12 protein-coding genes and 1 pseudogene are annotated in these 16,047 nt (G+C 51.8%); 5 read left to right on the top strand and 8 right to left on the bottom strand.

Annotation, left to right across the window (positions count from 1 at the left end; translation table 11 throughout):
- Window positions 1-6 precede the first annotated feature (6 nt).
- Window positions 7-219, bottom strand: coding sequence for a YfgG family protein (locus tag J1782_RS26390; RefSeq protein WP_152327930.1), 213 nt, complete (start codon window positions 217-219; stop codon window positions 7-9).
- Window positions 220-729: 510 nt separating this feature from the next.
- Between J1782_RS26390 and J1782_RS12155 the strand changes: the two genes are divergently transcribed.
- Window positions 730-2,961: an EAL domain-containing protein gene (locus J1782_RS12155; RefSeq protein ID WP_235937366.1), complete on the top strand. Its 2,232-nt coding sequence runs from the start codon at window positions 730-732 to the stop codon at window positions 2,959-2,961.
- A 72-nt stretch (window positions 2,962-3,033) separates the two neighbouring features.
- Here the strand turns inward: J1782_RS12155 and ppx are convergent, their stop codons facing one another.
- From ppx to purM, 5 genes are all read right to left on the bottom strand, one after another.
- Window positions 3,034-4,584, bottom strand: coding sequence for an exopolyphosphatase (ppx, locus tag J1782_RS12150; RefSeq protein WP_152327932.1), 1,551 nt, complete (start codon window positions 4,582-4,584; stop codon window positions 3,034-3,036).
- Window positions 4,585-4,606: 22 nt separating this feature from the next.
- The gene (gene ppk1, locus J1782_RS12145) at window positions 4,607-6,676 is read right to left on the bottom strand and encodes a polyphosphate kinase 1 (protein ID WP_152327933.1); all 2,070 of its coding nucleotides are present in this window, start codon (window positions 6,674-6,676) and stop codon (window positions 4,607-4,609) included.
- Between the two features lie 304 nt (window positions 6,677-6,980).
- Window positions 6,981-7,556 carry a spermidine N1-acetyltransferase gene (gene speG / locus J1782_RS12140; RefSeq protein WP_152327934.1) on the bottom strand — a complete coding sequence of 192 codons (576 nt, stop codon included), beginning with the start codon at window positions 7,554-7,556 and terminating at the stop codon, window positions 6,981-6,983.
- 224 nt (window positions 7,557-7,780) lie between these two features.
- Window positions 7,781-8,419 carry a phosphoribosylglycinamide formyltransferase gene (gene purN, locus J1782_RS12135; RefSeq protein WP_217153234.1) on the bottom strand — a complete coding sequence of 213 codons (639 nt, stop codon included), beginning with the start codon at window positions 8,417-8,419 and terminating at the stop codon, window positions 7,781-7,783.
- 27 nt (window positions 8,420-8,446) lie between these two features.
- The gene (purM, locus tag J1782_RS12130) at window positions 8,447-9,484 is read right to left on the bottom strand and encodes a phosphoribosylformylglycinamidine cyclo-ligase (protein WP_165059354.1); all 1,038 of its coding nucleotides are present in this window, start codon (window positions 9,482-9,484) and stop codon (window positions 8,447-8,449) included.
- A gap of 358 nt (window positions 9,485-9,842) precedes the next feature.
- Between purM and upp the strand changes: the two genes are divergently transcribed.
- From upp to hda, 3 genes are all read left to right on the top strand, one after another.
- Window positions 9,843-10,469 (top strand): uracil phosphoribosyltransferase, encoded by a 627-nt coding sequence (gene upp / locus J1782_RS12125; protein WP_104922995.1) that lies wholly within the window; start codon window positions 9,843-9,845, stop codon window positions 10,467-10,469.
- A gap of 82 nt (window positions 10,470-10,551) precedes the next feature.
- Window positions 10,552-11,844: a uracil permease gene (gene uraA / locus J1782_RS12120; RefSeq protein ID WP_217153233.1), complete on the top strand. Its 1,293-nt coding sequence runs from the start codon at window positions 10,552-10,554 to the stop codon at window positions 11,842-11,844.
- A 165-nt stretch (window positions 11,845-12,009) separates the two neighbouring features.
- Window positions 12,010-12,717, top strand: coding sequence for a DnaA inactivator Hda (gene hda / locus J1782_RS12115; protein WP_152328029.1), 708 nt, complete (start codon window positions 12,010-12,012; stop codon window positions 12,715-12,717).
- Between the two features lie 63 nt (window positions 12,718-12,780).
- Here hda and arsC read toward each other — a convergent pair whose 3' ends face one another.
- Entirely contained in the window at window positions 12,781-13,137 is a 357-nt protein-coding gene (gene arsC, locus J1782_RS12110; protein WP_217153255.1) for an arsenate reductase (glutaredoxin), read from the bottom strand.
- 26 nt (window positions 13,138-13,163) lie between these two features.
- Window positions 13,164-14,540 (bottom strand): annotated as a pseudogene (locus tag J1782_RS12105) (M48 family metalloprotease); the annotation flags it as partial.
- A 420-nt stretch (window positions 14,541-14,960) separates the two neighbouring features.
- Here J1782_RS12105 and J1782_RS12100 point away from each other — a divergent pair.
- Window positions 14,961-16,025: an AI-2E family transporter gene (locus J1782_RS12100; RefSeq protein ID WP_152327940.1), complete on the top strand. Its 1,065-nt coding sequence runs from the start codon at window positions 14,961-14,963 to the stop codon at window positions 16,023-16,025.
- The last annotated feature ends 22 nt before the right edge of the window (window positions 16,026-16,047 follow it).

Here is a 16,047-nt window from a genome sequence, read left to right as displayed (position 1 = left end):
AGATCCTTATTCCTTGAAGTAACGGCAACTTTTCAGCGTGCCGGTACATGTTTTTTCGGGGGTCTGATCTCGTCGGGTTTCGGTTGGCGTTTCGGACTGTTTTTGGTTCTGATGATGCGTATACGCGCCGATAGCTGAGTAGACGAGACGGCCGAACAAAATAATGAAGCTTATCGATAAAACGATTTTCGTCATCTTGATGTTGGATTTTCGAGACATAATTAAGATCGCTTAAGTGGTTCCTGGCTCCGGTAGCGGGAAAGAAAGAGGATAAATAATAATATTTACAATATATAACAGAACTAAACGGGCAACCAGATAATCAAAAAAAGCGCAAAAAAGGCGATTTGACCTCCGGTGAAAGCCTCACTGCATAGAATTTTTCTCTTTGTTTCATGATTCTAATCTAAATAAGATTTTTCACTTCATTCATCGCGTGATTAATTTGTTTTGGATGATTTTTAGTGAAAATCGTAAAGATTCTGTTTAATGATCTGCATCAAAGGATTTAAGATAAGTCGCATTAGAATCCAGCCATAATTTAAATATCTGCGACCAGGCTTTCGTCCGCTGTATTCTTTTCTTCCGCATTTTTTTCTGTGAAATGACATTTTTACAATGATAACGGAGAGCGGACCTGTCGCCACTGCTGCCGGATTGCCTGACGTCCGTGACATCCTAAATCACTCACCGCTGCATGAAGCTCATGCGCAAACGTAGATGGACTTGATGCGTAAAAATTTCTCCTGGCATGACCTGCGCCACAAATGGTGGGGACTTCCCGTTATTTGCGCGCTGGTATTGATTCCAGTGACGTCATGGCTTTCGCCGATCATTATGCTGCCGGAAGGCCGGACGTATCTGATCTACATGCCGCTGGCAACGTGCGTTGCCTTACTGATGGTATTTGACTGGGCGGCTTTCCCGGGCATTGTCCTCACGCTTTTCCTGCGTTATTACCTGCGTGTCGGTTTTGACATGAGCGTGCTGATGACGGTGATTTATTTCACGTCACTGTTTCTCGCATGGCTGGGTTATCGCTGGCAGGCCGGGAACCGCTGGTCGGCTCCGTTGGGATTAATGACGCTGGCGAAAGTTCGTGTTGGCTGGCTGCTGATTTTTCTGACGTTCTTTTTTATGATCGTCTTGCAGATTGTCGTGGAAAGCGGGCTTTTACCCGGTTATCTGGGCATGGCGACCGCAGAGTTTGTCACCCTCAGAACGCTGGTCAATTTGCAGGCAATGATTTTAGGGATCTTGCTTAACTCTCACGTTATTTATCTGGTTATCCGCCTGATCCGTCAGCCACGTTATTTCCGCGTGTTGCGCATGATGTTGAGAAAACAGCGTGCGCCGGGCGTGAAACGTCTCGAAGTGCTGCTGTGGTTTGTTGTGCTGACCTTCATGGTGACGTTGCTGTGCATTCCGGGGCTCAGCGAGCCGTTTACCAAGATTTTGCTCAGCGACTATACGCTGACACTGCTTTTCCCGGTGCTGCTGTTCGGCGCGCTGCGTTATGGCTATTACTTCATCAGCATCGTCTGGACGGTTACGCTTACCGTATTATTCAATAACTATCAGGGTTTTATCTCTGAACACGGGTTTACACATAATCTGGTCTTTGTTTCTGCGCTCATGCTGGTTTATACCGTGACGCTGTTACTCATGTCGGTGCTTTCTTCCCGTCAGCGTTTGCTGATGAAAAAATTCAGCGCCGCGGCGTTGCAGGATCCGGTCTTTGGCCTGCCCAACCTGCGTGCGTTTAACCGTGATCTGGCCCGTCATCCGCGCTCAATGTTGTGCTTCATCCGCGTTTCGGACATGGATGTGCTGAGCCGCAACTACGGCATGCAGTTGCGTATCCAGTTTAAACAGCAACTGGCGCTGGGGCTGAATCCTTATTTGCAGGACGGTGAGCGGGTTTACCACCTGCCGGGATATGATTTGGTTCTGCGTTTAAACTGCGAAGACGCCGATAAAAAGCTTCAGTATTTGCATGATTATCTGGAAGATTTCCGGCTGATCTGGAACGGTCTGCCGCTGCATCCGAACATCGGCTTATCCTATTGCACAGTCTATTCCCCGGTTGAGCATTTGCCGATTTTGCTCGGCGAACTCAGTGGTATTGCGGAAGTTTCCCTGACCACCGGTCAGCCAGAATCCAATAAAAGCGACCACAGTCAGGTTCAGCTGGAGATTAAAGAGAAAGTCGACATGCTGCATAAAATCCAGCGTGCCCTTGATGACGACCGCTTTGTGCTGATGGCGCAGCCGATACTGGGCGTGCGCGGCGACAGTTATCATGAGATTCTGCTGCGCCTGTTTGATGGTGAACAGGAATCACTGGTGACGCCGGATAAATTCCTGCCGGTGGTGCATGAGTTCGGTCTTTCTTATCAGATGGATATGTGGGTTCTGCGGCACACGCTAATGTTTATTCATCAGAACCGCGTGCGTCTTCCCAGCCTGCGCTTTGCCGTGAACTTTACACCATCCACGCTTTGCCGCCCGACGTTTACCCGCGATTTTAAAACGCTGATGCTGGAATTTGAGATCGAACCGTTCCAGATCGTTTTAGAAGTTACGGAATCGCATTTACTTCAAAACATGAAGTATGCGGATTATGCGATGCGTGAACTGCGTTCTTATGGCTGCCGGATTGCGATTGACGACTTCGGCACCGGTTACGCCAGTTATGGCCGCCTCAAGGCGATTCAGGCTGATATTTTGAAGATTGACGGCAGTTTTGTGCGCAACATGCTGACTGATCCGCTGGACGGATACATTGTGCAGTCAATTTGTCAGGTGGCGCGCATGAAGCATCTGTCGATTGTGGCGGAATACGTGGAAACCGAAGAGCAGAAAGCGGCACTTCACGCACTGGGCGTGGATTATATGCAGGGGTATCTGGTGGGCAAGCCTCTGCCGCTGGCCTCGCTGCTGGAATTTCAAAAAAACTGATTTATCAGTACGCTGAAAAGTTAAAAGCCCTCTGAGCATAAAATGCCAGAGGGCTTTTTTTATTGTCCGGATTTATTTGTCAGAAGGCTCAGCGTCTTCTTCTTCGAGCATCAGTTTCCAGCCCGTGACATCGTTCCAGTAGCTTTGTTCGCGTTCGAAATCGAGCTGAACCAGGTTATTCTGGGCCAGATATCCCGCCGGGAAACGCAGCGTCCAGTGATTATCATCGGTCGATAACCGCAGGGATTCCGGCGTGGTTGTCGACTGGCGCTGGTTGTTGAGCAATGCCCCCAGACGCAGCAGCTGAATCAGCGGAATATAATGCTTCTTCTTAAACAAATTCAGGCGCGGCAGTTCTTCGAGCTTGATGGCTTTGCGGTGAAAACGCACCAGCGTCGCCAGCAGCGTTTGCTGTTCCTGATTAAAGCCCGGCAAGTTGGTATTTTGCAGGATATAAGAAGAATGCTTGTGCATGCCGGTGTGGTTGATGCTCAGGCCGACCTCATGCAGCATGGCGCTGAATTTCAGCAGAGATTCGAGCTGCGGCTGTACCAGTTTGGTATTTTGCGCCAGCCATTGGGCATACAACTGTTCCGTCGTTTCAAGCACGCGGCGCGCCTGTTCCCGGTCGATATTGTAATGCTCGGCCAGGCTTTTCGCCGTGCGGGTGCGGATATCCTGATGACGGAACCGGCCTTCCATTTCATACAACACGCCTTCACGCAGCGCGCCGTCGGAAAGGCGTAATTCTTTCACCGCCAGCGCATCAAACACGCCGCGCAGAATCGCCAGGCCGGGAACGAATACCGACTGACGATCTTCTGATAAGCCCGGCAACTCCAGCGCACTGAAATTCTTAAAGTTCAGCACGGCTTCGGTCAGCATTTCCAGCCGTTCAGGGGTAATCAGACCGTCTTTTTCACCCATTTCGACCAGCACTTCATGGGCGGCTTTGATACTGCCTGAGGCACCCAGCGCATACTGCCAGCCTTGCAGACGATACTGCCACGCCAGTGTTTCGAGTTTCTGTGCGGCGGCGAGTTGTGCGCGTTTGAAATTGCTGCGGCTGATTTCACCGTCGGGGAAAAACATTTGCGCAAAACTGACGCAGCCCATGCGGCGGCTTTCGGCCAGTAGCGGCTCGAAATCTTCGCCGATGACCAGTTCAGTCGAACCGCCGCCAATGTCGACCACCAGCTTGCGGCCTTTTTCAGGTTGCGTGTGTTCAACGCCCATAAAAATCAGACGTGCTTCTTCCTGACCGGAAATAATTTCTATCGGATACGGGATTACTTCGGCGGCGCGCTTGAGGAATTCCTCAGCGTTCACCGCCTGACGCAGCGTATGGGTTCCAACGATAGTGACGTTATTTTCCGGAAAACCCTGCAGGCGTTCAGCAAATAAAGCCAGGCAATCCAGCCCGCGTTGAATGGCTTCTTCACTGAGCACATTTTTATTGTTGAGGCCATCGGCCAGGTGAACGCGCTGTTTCAGGCGTCCCAGCACCTGCAATGCGCCGTTAACGACGCGGGCGATCACCATATGGAAACTGTTCGATCCGAGGTCGATCGCAGCAATTTCCTGTGGCTTGGCATTCAATGGGCTGCTGCTTTTAAGGGGCATAGTTGTGTAACGCTCCAGAGGTTCAGGCTTGCTGACTTTGTTGTTCCAGATCTTTGAGATATTCGTAAATCGCCAGTTGTGCGCGCACTTTGCGACGATTTCCGCGTGGAACATACCGGTTGCTCAGTTCTTTATCAATCACTCTGGCTTTTACCGTGTCGCTGAACAGCAGTTCGAGAATGTCCAGAACGCGTTGTTTCAGGCGCGGATCGAGCAGGGCGACAGCCACTTCAATGCGGTAATCAATATTTCGGGTCATCCAGTCAGCGGAAGACAGGAAGACTTTGGTATCGCCGCCATTTTCAAAGACATAAACGCGATCGTGTTCAAGATAGCGGTCGATGATACTGGTGACCTGAATGTTTTCGCTGAAGCCGGGTAAGTTGGGCACCAGTGAACACATGCCGCGGATCAGCAGGCGGATTTTGACGCCCACATTCGACGCGACGTACAGACGATCAATCAGCCCTTTGTCCACCAGATTGTTGATTTTCAGCGTAATGCCACCGGTTCCGCCAGCCTGTACGTTGGCGATCTCTTTGTCGATCAGGCGGTAAAGCATGTCGCGCGAGTTTTGCGGCGACACCATCAGATGTTCGAAAGAAACCGGGCGGTAAGGGTTTTCAATAAAGTTGAAGACGCGACGGACTTCGTTGGTGATACGCGCATCAGCGGTCAGCAGCGAATAGTCGGTATAAAGCCGCGCGGTTTTCTCGTTAAAGTTACCGGTCCCAATATGAGCATAGCGGACAATTTCATCGCCTTCGCGGCGCGAGATAAGAAAGAGTTTTGCGTGAATTTTCAGACCCGGCGCAGAGAAAATAACGTGTACACCGGCTTCCGTCAGACGTTTCGCCCAGTGAATGTTAGCTTCTTCATCGAAACGCGCCTGCAACTCAACAACAACCGTCACTTTCTTGCCGTTATGCGCGGCGTGGATCATCGATTCAATAATGCGTGAGTCTTTTGCCACGCGGTAAATATTGATTTTTATCGATAAAACGTTCGGATCAAACGATGCCTGGCGCAACAGTTCGAGAACGTGCTCAAACGTGTGGTATGGGTAATACAGCAACACGTCCTGTTCACGAATGGCGGCAAAGCCGTTACGGAATTTATCGAACCACAAATGACGCAGGCGTGGCAGAGGGCGGTTGACCAGATTGGCTTTGCCGACGTTTGGGAAACCAATGAAATCTTTAAAGTTGTGGTAACGGCCACCGGCAATCACAGAATCGTAGTTGGAAATACCGAGCTTGCCGCGCAGCAATTCCACCATTTCATCCGGCATGTCGCGCTGATAGACAAAACGCACCGGCTCAGCGGTCAGACGCTGTTTCAGGCTCGATGACATGAGTTCCAGCAGGCTGGATTCCATTTCTGTGACCAGATCGTATTCGGCGTCGCGGGTCATTTTCATCGAATAGGCATTCAGCGCATCGTAATCGAAGAAGCCTTTGAAAATGTCGTCGAGGCAATAACGCAGAATGTTATCCAGCAGGATCATCGGCTTGCGGCGGCGCGGCGCTTCCGGTGGCAGGTTAACGAAACGCGGAACTTTATCGGACGGGATTTCCAGCAGGGCGTAGTGAATCTCTTCGCCGCGGATAATTTCTACCGCCAGATAGGTGTAATCGTCTTTGAGGAATTGCACCAGATTGGTGTCGTGATTAATGAGGATCGGCGTAATGTGCTGGCGCAGCTGATGTTTGAAATACTGACGCAACCAGGCTTGCTGGTTTTCCGACACCTGACGCTCGTTAATCAGGAAAATTTGATTACGTGCCATTTCCAGCAGTAAATCGTTGTAGAGACTGTCAAATTCCTGATCAATGCGAAGCACTTTTGCCTGAATTTTTTTCAGCAAATGACGGGACGCGCCAAGAAAACCCTGTTCCTCACTGATGAGGATCCGCCGTTTTAAATCAGCAAAGCGGACTTTATAAAACTCATCCAGATTATTGGAGTAAATCCCTAAAAAACGCATCCTTTCGATCAGGGGATTACTTTTGTCTGCCGCTTCCTGCAACACGCGCTCATTGAAGGACAGCCAGCTTAGTTCTTTCTCGATATAAAGCTTTTCCTGACCCATTTTCACTCCGTTCATTTGGCTTACAACCTGGCCCATACAGGCAAATCGCCTGAAAAACACTGCAATTTAGCTCAACGTGATCTTCATGTTACCCGTCTGTTTCAAAGCCGGGCGCAACAGGAAGCCTTTTGTGAGAGGGCCTAGTGTCTACTACCAATATTGCGAAAGATTGACAGGAAAGTCCAACACTACAGGGGATGAATTAAGGAGAGTTTATGCAGGGGGAATAAATGAGGATCAAAAGCGGGAAAAGTCTTACCGGTGAAGGCGTTGTCGCCCTCACCGGTAAGGTATTTATGCGAAATCAGACGGCGCTGGCACCAATAAGAGATTCAGGTTTGACCTGAACAGGCTTAGTTTTATATTTCGCCAGGAACTGAGGCTGGAAAATACACATGCGGATGGCGCTGCGATATTCGCCGTTCACAAAGAATTCCTGCTTCAGTTCGCCTTCAAGTTCAAATCCGAGTTTGCTGTAAATATGAATCGCCTTTTTATTTTCTTTGTCGACGATTAAATACAGCTTATAGAGGTTCAGAACGGAGAAGGCATAATCCATGGCCAGACGGACGGCATCACCGGCAAAGCCTTTACCCTGATGCTGCGGGTCGATGATTATCTGAAATTCCGCGCGGCGGTGAATATGATTAATTTCGACCAGTTCGACTAATCCGACCGGCCCGCCCTGGAATTCAATAATAAAGCGACGCTCGCTTTGGTCATGAATATGTTTGTTATAGAGATCTGTCAGTTCGACGAACGCCTCGTAAGGCTCTTCAAACCAGTAACGCATGATGCTGGCGTTATTATCAAGACGGTGAACAAACGACAGGTCATCCTTTTCCAGTGGACGTAATCTGACGCTGTTATTGCTAAACATGGGGTGTTCCTCAAAAAATCAAAAAGCCGTTTTACCTGAGGTAACCTTCGTGAATATGAGATCTGAAACAACCGTGTTTCAGATGAAGGTCGGCGCACAAACGACGTTTAAACGTGCGCCGGGATGGGCATTATATCGGGTGAAATGTAAACAAGTGTCAAATGACAGAAAATAAAAAACCGGCACGAGGCCGGTTTATAGTGAAATCATCGCGCTTAAGCAGATTAATCCGCCGCGTAACCCTGTTCAGGCAGTGGATTATTATCCAGTAGCGCCTGTCCGTTTTGCAAGGACAAACGTCCTTCAACAAACCAGCTGACCACCAGCGGATAAATGCTGTGTTCCTGCGTTTGCACACGCGCCACCAGCTCTTCTTCAGTGTCTTCGGTAAACACCGGGACTTTCGCCTGCAATATGACAGGGCCACCATCGAGCTGCTCAGTGACAAAATGCACCGATGTGCCGTGCTCGGTATCCTGATTTTCAATCGCCTGGCGGTGAGTGTGAAGACCCGGATATTTCGGCAACAGGGAAGGGTGGATGTTGATCATCCGTCCGGCAAAGCGCTGAACGAATTCTGCGGTGAGGATACGCATATACCCGGCGAGTACCACCAGATCGGGCCGGAACGTGTCGATGGCATCGGCCAGTGCGACATCAAACGCGGCGCGATCTTCGTAGGCTTTGACATCCAGCGCATGCGCCGGAATGTGGGCAGTACGGGCTCTTTCAAGCCCGTAAGCGGCGGATTTGTTGCTGAAAACAGCGCAGATTTCTGCGTTGATCCTTCCCTGCTGGCAGGCATCGATCAGGGCCTGTAAATTGCTTCCCTCGCCCGATACCAGAACCACAATCCTTTTCATTTCTATACCTGTCTTCAGTGAGTTGAATTACTGGATGACAACACGTTCAGCGGAGTCAGAGGCTTTAATGTAGCCAATTTTCCACGCTTTTTCGCCATTATCGTTCAGTAAAGCAATCGCCTGTTCAGCCAGCTCAGCCGGAAGTGCAACCAGCATGCCAACGCCACAGTTGAAGGTACGGTACATTTCGTGACGGCTGACGTTGCCGGCGGTTTGCAGCCAGGTAAAGACATCCGGCCACTGCCAGCTTGATTCATCAATGATGACCTGAGTATTTTCAGGAAGAACGCGCGGAATATTTTCCCAGAAGCCGCCGCCGGTCAGGTGGACGATACCGTGCACCTCGACGTTTTCGATCAGATTCAGGATCGATTTCACGTAAATTTTGGTCGGTGCCAGCAGATGGTCGGCCAGCGATTTGCCTGCCAGAACGGTGGTTTCCGGATTGGTTTTGCTGACTTCCAGAATTTTGCGCACCAGCGAGTAGCCGTTGGAATGCGGGCCACTGGCGGCCAGGCCGATCAGCACGTCGCCGTCAGCTACTTTGCTGCCGTCGATAATTTCTGATTTTTCCACCACGCCGACGCAGAAGCCCGCGACGTCGTAATCTTCGCCGTGGTACATCCCCGGCATTTCAGCGGTTTCGCCGCCAACTAACGCACAGCCAGACTGTTTACAGCCTTCTGCAATACCGGTGATCACGCTGGCGGCAGTGTCGACATCCAGTTTGCCGGTGGCGTAGTAATCGAGGAAGAACAGCGGTTCAGCGCCCTGAACGATCAAATCGTTGACGCACATCGCGACCAGGTCGATACCGATGGTATCGTGGCGTTTTAAATCCATCGCCAGACGCAGCTTGGTGCCAACGCCGTCGGTACCCGAAACCAGCACGGGTTCACGATATTTTTGCGGCAGCGCGCAGAGAGCACCAAAACCGCCCAATCCACCCATAACTTCCGGGCGACGGGTCTGTTTTACTACACCTTTAATGCGGTCTACCAATGCGTTACCGGCATCGATATCTACGCCTGCGTCTTTATAGCTGAGAGAGGTTTTGTCGGTCACTGCGAAGTCCCCACGGCGGTTTGGGTTGGTGGTTGAAAAATAATGCGCGGCAATTCTAACAGTGGAAGCAAACGTTTGCGAGCGCCTTATTGACTGTGTCTATCTATACTGATTTTAGAAGCCAATGAGAGAGCTTATCCAAAGTCAGTCTGATTGCAGCAAGGCGGCAAACGCACGAATCCCGATGAGCTGACATGAGTCAGTGATTCGGGTGAGAAAGTGCAGCCAACACCGCAGCAGTTAGACTGACGAAGGATATGTTGATCCGGATCAGGCAATTGGCAGTGGCGTTCAAAAAAAATGGCGTTATAATCTCGCGATTTTTTTTTGCAGCCCAACCACCTTAGGAGAATAAACAATGAAGATCGTCGAGGTGAAACACCCGCTGGTGAAACACAAGCTGGGCCTGATGCGTGAAAATGACATCAGCACAAAACGTTTTCGCGAACTGGCTTCTGAGGTGGGTAGTCTTCTGACGTATGAAGCGACTGCCGATTTAGAAACTGAAAAAGTCACTATCGAAGGCTGGTGTGGTCCGGTTGAAATCGACCAGATCAAGGGCAAGAAAATTACCGTTGTGCCAATTCTGCGTGCCGGTCTGGGCATGATGGAAGGCGTACTGGAACACGTCCCGAGCGCGCGTATCAGCGTGGTGGGTGTGTACCGTGATGAAGAAACCCTGAAGCCTGTGCCGTATTTCCAGAAGCTGGTTTCTAACATCGAAGAACGTCTGGCGCTGGTGGTTGACCCGATGCTGGCAACCGGCGGTTCCATGATCGCAACCATCGACCTGCTGAAAAAAGCGGGCTGCCAGAGCATTAAAGTTCTGGTGCTGGTGGCGGCACCGGAAGGGATCGCCGCTCTCGAAGCTGCGCACCCGGACGTCGAGCTCTACACCGCCTCGGTGGATCAGGGACTCAACGAAAAGGGCTACATCATGCCGGGGCTCGGCGATGCGGGCGACAAGATATTTGGTACGAAGTAAGCGTTAAGCCGACTCATGAGTCGGCTTTTTTTTGGTTTTTAAAACACATAACACAACACCACACTTTAAGAGGATCACATCCATGACCCGTCGTGTCATCGGGGTAAGTGAGCGTCCGCCTTTACTGCAGACAATCCCCCTGAGTTTCCAGCATCTGTTTGCCATGTTTGGTGCCACCGTTCTGGTTCCCATTCTGTTCAAAATTAACCCGGCAACGGTGCTGCTGTTCAATGGCATAGGGACTTTGCTGTATTTATTTGTCTGTAAAGGGAAAATACCGGCGTATCTGGGTTCAAGCTTCGCGTTCATTTCACCGGTGCTGTTGCTGTTGCCGATGGGGTATGAAGTGGCGCTGGGCGGATTTATTGCCTGCGGTTTACTGTTCTGCCTGGTGGCGCTGATTGTTAAGAAAGCCGGGATTGGCTGGATTAACGTGATGTTCCCGCCCGCAGCGATGGGCGCAATCGTTGCCGTCATCGGGCTGGAGCTGGCCGGTGTGGCTGCCAATATGGCCGGTTTGCTGCCGGCTGACGGCGTACCGGTGGATTCCAAAACGATCATCATCTCTCTGGTGACGCTGTCGGTGACGATCCTTGGTTCCGTGCTCTTTCGCGGTTTCCTGGCGATTATCCCGATCCTCATCGGCGTGCTGGTAGGTTATGCGCTGTCCTTCTTTATGGGCGTTGTGGATGTTTCTGCGATTGAAAACGCGCACTGGTTTGCTCTGCCAACTTTCTACACACCGCGTTTCGAATGGGTAGCGATCCTGACCATTTTGCCTGCGGCGCTGGTGGTTATTGCCGAGCATGTCGGGCATTTAGTCGTGACGGCGAACATCGTGAAAAAAGATTTGCTGCGTGATCCGGGCCTGCACCGTTCGATGCTGGCTAACGGCCTTTCTACCGTGTTGTCCGGTTTCTTCGGTTCTACTCCCAATACCACATACGGCGAAAATATCGGCGTGATGGCGATCACCAAGGTTTACAGCACCTGGGTGATTGGTGGTGCGGCGATTCTGGCGATCCTGCTTTCCTGTATCGGGAAACTGGCGGCGGCAATTCAGGCCGTTCCGGTTCCGGTAATGGGCGGCGTTTCCTTGCTGTTGTATGGCGTGATTGGCGCATCCGGTATCCGCGTACTGATTGAATCTAAAGTCGATTACAACAAGGCACAGAACCTGATCCTGACGGCGGTGATCCTCATCATCGGCGTCAGCGGCGCGAAGATCCACATCGGTGCGGCGGAGCTGAAAGGCATGGCGCTGGCCACGATCGTGGGTATCTTCCTGAGTCTGTTGTTCAAAGTGATCGAGATTTTCCGCGGCGAAGAACAGATCATTGATATCGATGACGAGAGGGAAAATCCTTCAGTCTGAGGGTGATCATTTCTGACCGGTTTGCCAGCGCGCAACCGGTCAGGTGCTCGGATCGCAAGCGGTTGCACCGGGCACAGTTCATTTCACCGCGGATCCTTGCTAGAATTCGGCAGTTCCTTTTATTGACGTGACAACATCTGCGGTCTTCATACCGCTTTGGTTGAGGTGCTTCTGAATACGCCGGCACAGCTTTCCCTGCCACTTTATCTGCCCGATGATGAGACTTTTGCCAGTTTTCATCCGGGGGAAAACTCTTCTCTGCTTTCTGCGATTCAGACCGCATTGCATCAGGAACACGGCACGTATATCTATTTTTGGTCCCGCGAAGGTGGTGGCCGCAGCCATCTTTTACACGCAGCCTGCGCCGAATTATCGCAACGCGGTGAAGCCGTGGGTTATGTGCCTTTAGACAAGCGCGCTTATTTCGTCCCTGAAGTGCTGGACGGCATGGAGCATCTGGCGCTGGTTTGTATTGATAACATCGAAGGGATTGCCGGAGATGATGAATGGGAAGCGGCCGTTTTCCATCTTTATAACCGCATTCTCGAAACCGGTCGCACGCGCCTCTTTATTACCGGCGATCGTCCTCCGCGTCAGCTGAATCTCAGCCTGCCGGATCTCGCTTCCCGTCTCGACTGGGGGCAAATCTACAAACTCCAGCCGCTTTCCGATGATGAAAAACTTCAGGCATTACAGTTGCGCGCCAAGCTGCGCGGTTTTGAATTGCCGGAAGACGTGGGGCGTTTCCTGTTAAAACGCCTGGATCGCGAAATGCGGACATTGTTCATGACGTTGGATCAGCTCGATCGCGCGTCCATCACGGCGCAGCGGAAACTCACGATCCCGTTTGTGAAAGAAATTCTGGGGCTGTAAATCAGGGTTGTAAATCGGAGAAGATCCGGGTTCGTGTGGCGAACCCGAATTTGACGCGGGGAATTACAAAATCTCTTTCACCTGTTCCGGAGGCCGGCCTAAACGCGCTTTGCCGTTGGCGATCACAATCGGACGTTCAATCAGTTTCGGGTTTTCCACCATCGCCTGCAAAAGCTGAGCTTCACTCAGGTTTTTATCGGCCAGATTCAATGTTTTATAAATCTCCTCGCCTTTGCGGATTAATTCCCGCGCAGAGCTGAATCCCAGCTTTTTCAGCAAACCTTGCAACGTTTCGGCAGACGGAGGTGTGTCCAGATACAGGATCACTTCCGGTGTAATACCTTCATCTTCCAGCAGTTTCAACGTTTCGCGGCTCTTTGAGCAGCGCGGATTGTGATAAATAGCAACTTCATCTGACATAACTTTCTCTCTGATAGATTCAGACATCAGCCTTTCTGATACTGGCGGAAACGCCCCTGTAACTGGCGGAGCTGATCAATACGTGCGTCGTAGCGGGCCTGCTCGAGGCTGCCTAATTTCTGCAATGCACTGGCATTACTCAGCATTTCAATCGCCTGATCCAGGCGCCCGACCAGCGCCATACTTTCAGCGCGCGCGGCCAGTTCCTGCGCACGCAAGCCTTGCGCGGCAGCAGCCTGAGACAATAAATCCCAGCCGTTCGGGTCGCCCGGATAATTGAACGTATAACGGTTAAGGATTTTCATGGCGTTGGCCGGTTTCGCACCTTCCAGATAGGCGTTTGCCAGGTTCAGCTGCAAAACAGGGTTGGAACTGGTCGCCGCACCGGCCTGCTCCAGACGGGCGATCGCCTGTGGAGCGCGTTTGCTGTCGATGTCATTATCGGTGGACAAATCGAGCAACCATTCGTTGCCCGGATAGGTCGTCAGCAACGGCTCAAGAATGGCGCGCGCCTGATCGAATTTTTTCGCTTTATAGAACAGCAATGCGTGGCCATATTTCGCCGCCAGCTGCTCGCGGACATTGCCGTTACTCAGCTTTTGCAGATAGTCATCGGAAAGCGGATAGCTTTCTGAGCCGTACATCCCGAGGATACGCACCTTCGCCATCACGTAGTCCTGTGACGACTGGACGAACAGATGCGGCATCTGGTTGGCGCGGTTACGGATATCGGCCAGACGGCTGTCCGGCAACGGGTGCGTCAGCAACATTTCCGGCGGACGCGTCGAATAACTGGCCTGATCGGCAAGCTTTTGCAGGAATGCAGGCATGGCCTGCGGATCAAAGCCGGAACGCTGCAACACCTGGATCCCGATGCGGTCGGCTTCCTGTTCGTTGGCCTGCGTGAAGCTGATCATCCCCTGCGCGGTTCCGGCCAGCGTGCCGGTCAGCGCCGCCATGCCCATTTGCGGGCTGGCCATTGCCAGAAGAATCGAACCGAGTGCGCCAACCCACGTCAGCGGCGCGTTACGCTGCTGATCTTCCATCGCACGCGCCAGATGGCGTTGCGTTACGTGAGAAATTTCGTGCGCCATCACCGAAGCCAGCTGGCTTTCGTTATCGGTATACCGGAACAGCGAGGAGTGAAGCACTACGTTGCCGCCGAAGAAGGCAAAGGCGTTCAGCTCATCGTTATTGACGATAAAGAAATGGAAAGGCGTGCGGACGGAATACGCGTGGGCGACCAGACGTTGGCCGAGCGCATTAATGTATTGATTCAGCAGCGGATCGTTAATCAGCGGCGTACTGGCGCGCATCTGACGGACGTAAAAATCGCCCATCTGCAGTTCCTGATTAATACTGAGCGTCCCGCCTGCGGTGGTGCCGATGTCGGGAAGCTGATCGCTCGACACGGGCGCTGACGGTGAACGGGTATTTTGGGATGAAGAACCAACGGGCGTCGACCAGAATGAACTGTCGTCGGCTCCTGCGGGGAGGACTGTGCCAGTGAACAGGCTGCCCAGGCACAGGGCGATCACCGTTTTTTTCAACCGCATTACCATAAACATTTGCTTCCCAATAAGTTAACCGCGATGCCGATAAGCATTAAGAGCCTTTCATCCATGAACTGTTGGTCACACCATTATTTTGTGACGCTTTTCTTTGCGCCGGTCTCTATAGTAGCTATCCTCGTGAGAGTTTAAAACACTCCGCAGCTACAGTTGTGTGACAACGAGATTTGAAGATAGTTACTTGTGTCTGAGCGCGCAGGGAACGAACAGCGCAAACCCGTCAGACCCGGAATTTACAGGAGTGTTCTCACGATGTTGGACATGTTATTGCAATGGTATCGCCGCCGCTTTACTGACCCGCAGGCCATCGCGCTGCTGGCTATTCTGGTGGCGGGTTTTTGTATTCTTTATTTTCTCAACGGCATTCTGGCACCGCTTTTAGTGGCGATTGTGCTGGCGTATTTACTGGAATGGCCGACGGTACGGCTGCAACACGTCGGGCTGTCGCGCACGCTGGCGGTCAGCGTGGTGCTGATTATATTTGCCGGAATTTTACTGCTCGGCATGTTTGTGGTGGCGCCGGTGACGTGGCAGCAGGGCGTCAATTTGCTGGCCGATTTGCCAAGTATGCTTAACCGTTTCTATGATTTTGCCGCCACATTGCCTAAACGTTATCCGGCGCTGGTGGATGCGGGCATCATCGATATGATGGCCGAAAACCTGCGCAGCAAGCTGTCAGGGCTAGGCGAATCCGTAGTGAAATATTCACTGGCGTCGCTGGTCGGTTTACTGACGCTGGCGATCTACCTGATTCTGGTGCCGATGATGGTGTTCTTTTTGCTCAAGGATAAAGAGCAGATGCTGAACGCTGTGCGCCGTATTTTGCCCCGCGACCGCGGTCTGGCCGGGCAAGTGTGGGCAGAGATGAATCAGCAAATCACCAATTATATCCGCGGAAAAGTGCTGGAAATGATCATCGTGGGTGTGGCGACCTATCTGGTGTTTGTGGTTATGGATTTGCGTTATTCGCTCTTACTTGCTGTGCTGGTGGGCGTCTCGGTGCTTATCCCGTATATCGGCGCGATGCTGGTGACGATTCCGGTGGTCATTGTGGCGATGTTCCAGTGGGGTCTTGGCGCGGATTTCTGGACGCTGATTGTGGCGTATCTGGTGGTTCAGGGATTAGACGGCAACGTTATCGTGCCGCTGTTGTTCTCGGAAGCTGTAAATCTGCATCCGCTGGTGATTATTCTTTCGGTGGTGGTATTCGGCGGACTGTGGGGATTCTGGGGCGTGTTCTTCGCGATACCGCTGGCCACACTGGTCAAGGCCGTGGTTCACGTCTGGCCGGATGAATCCCTGAACGAAACCGTCTGAAAGGGCGTTACATGTTGGTTTA

The organism is Rahnella sp. BCC 1045, assembly GCF_019049615.1.
Taxonomy (GTDB): domain Bacteria; phylum Pseudomonadota; class Gammaproteobacteria; order Enterobacterales; family Enterobacteriaceae; genus Rahnella; species Rahnella contaminans.
The sequence above is the reverse complement of the archived record's forward strand: the minus strand, read 5'-3'. Positions and strand labels throughout refer to the sequence as shown.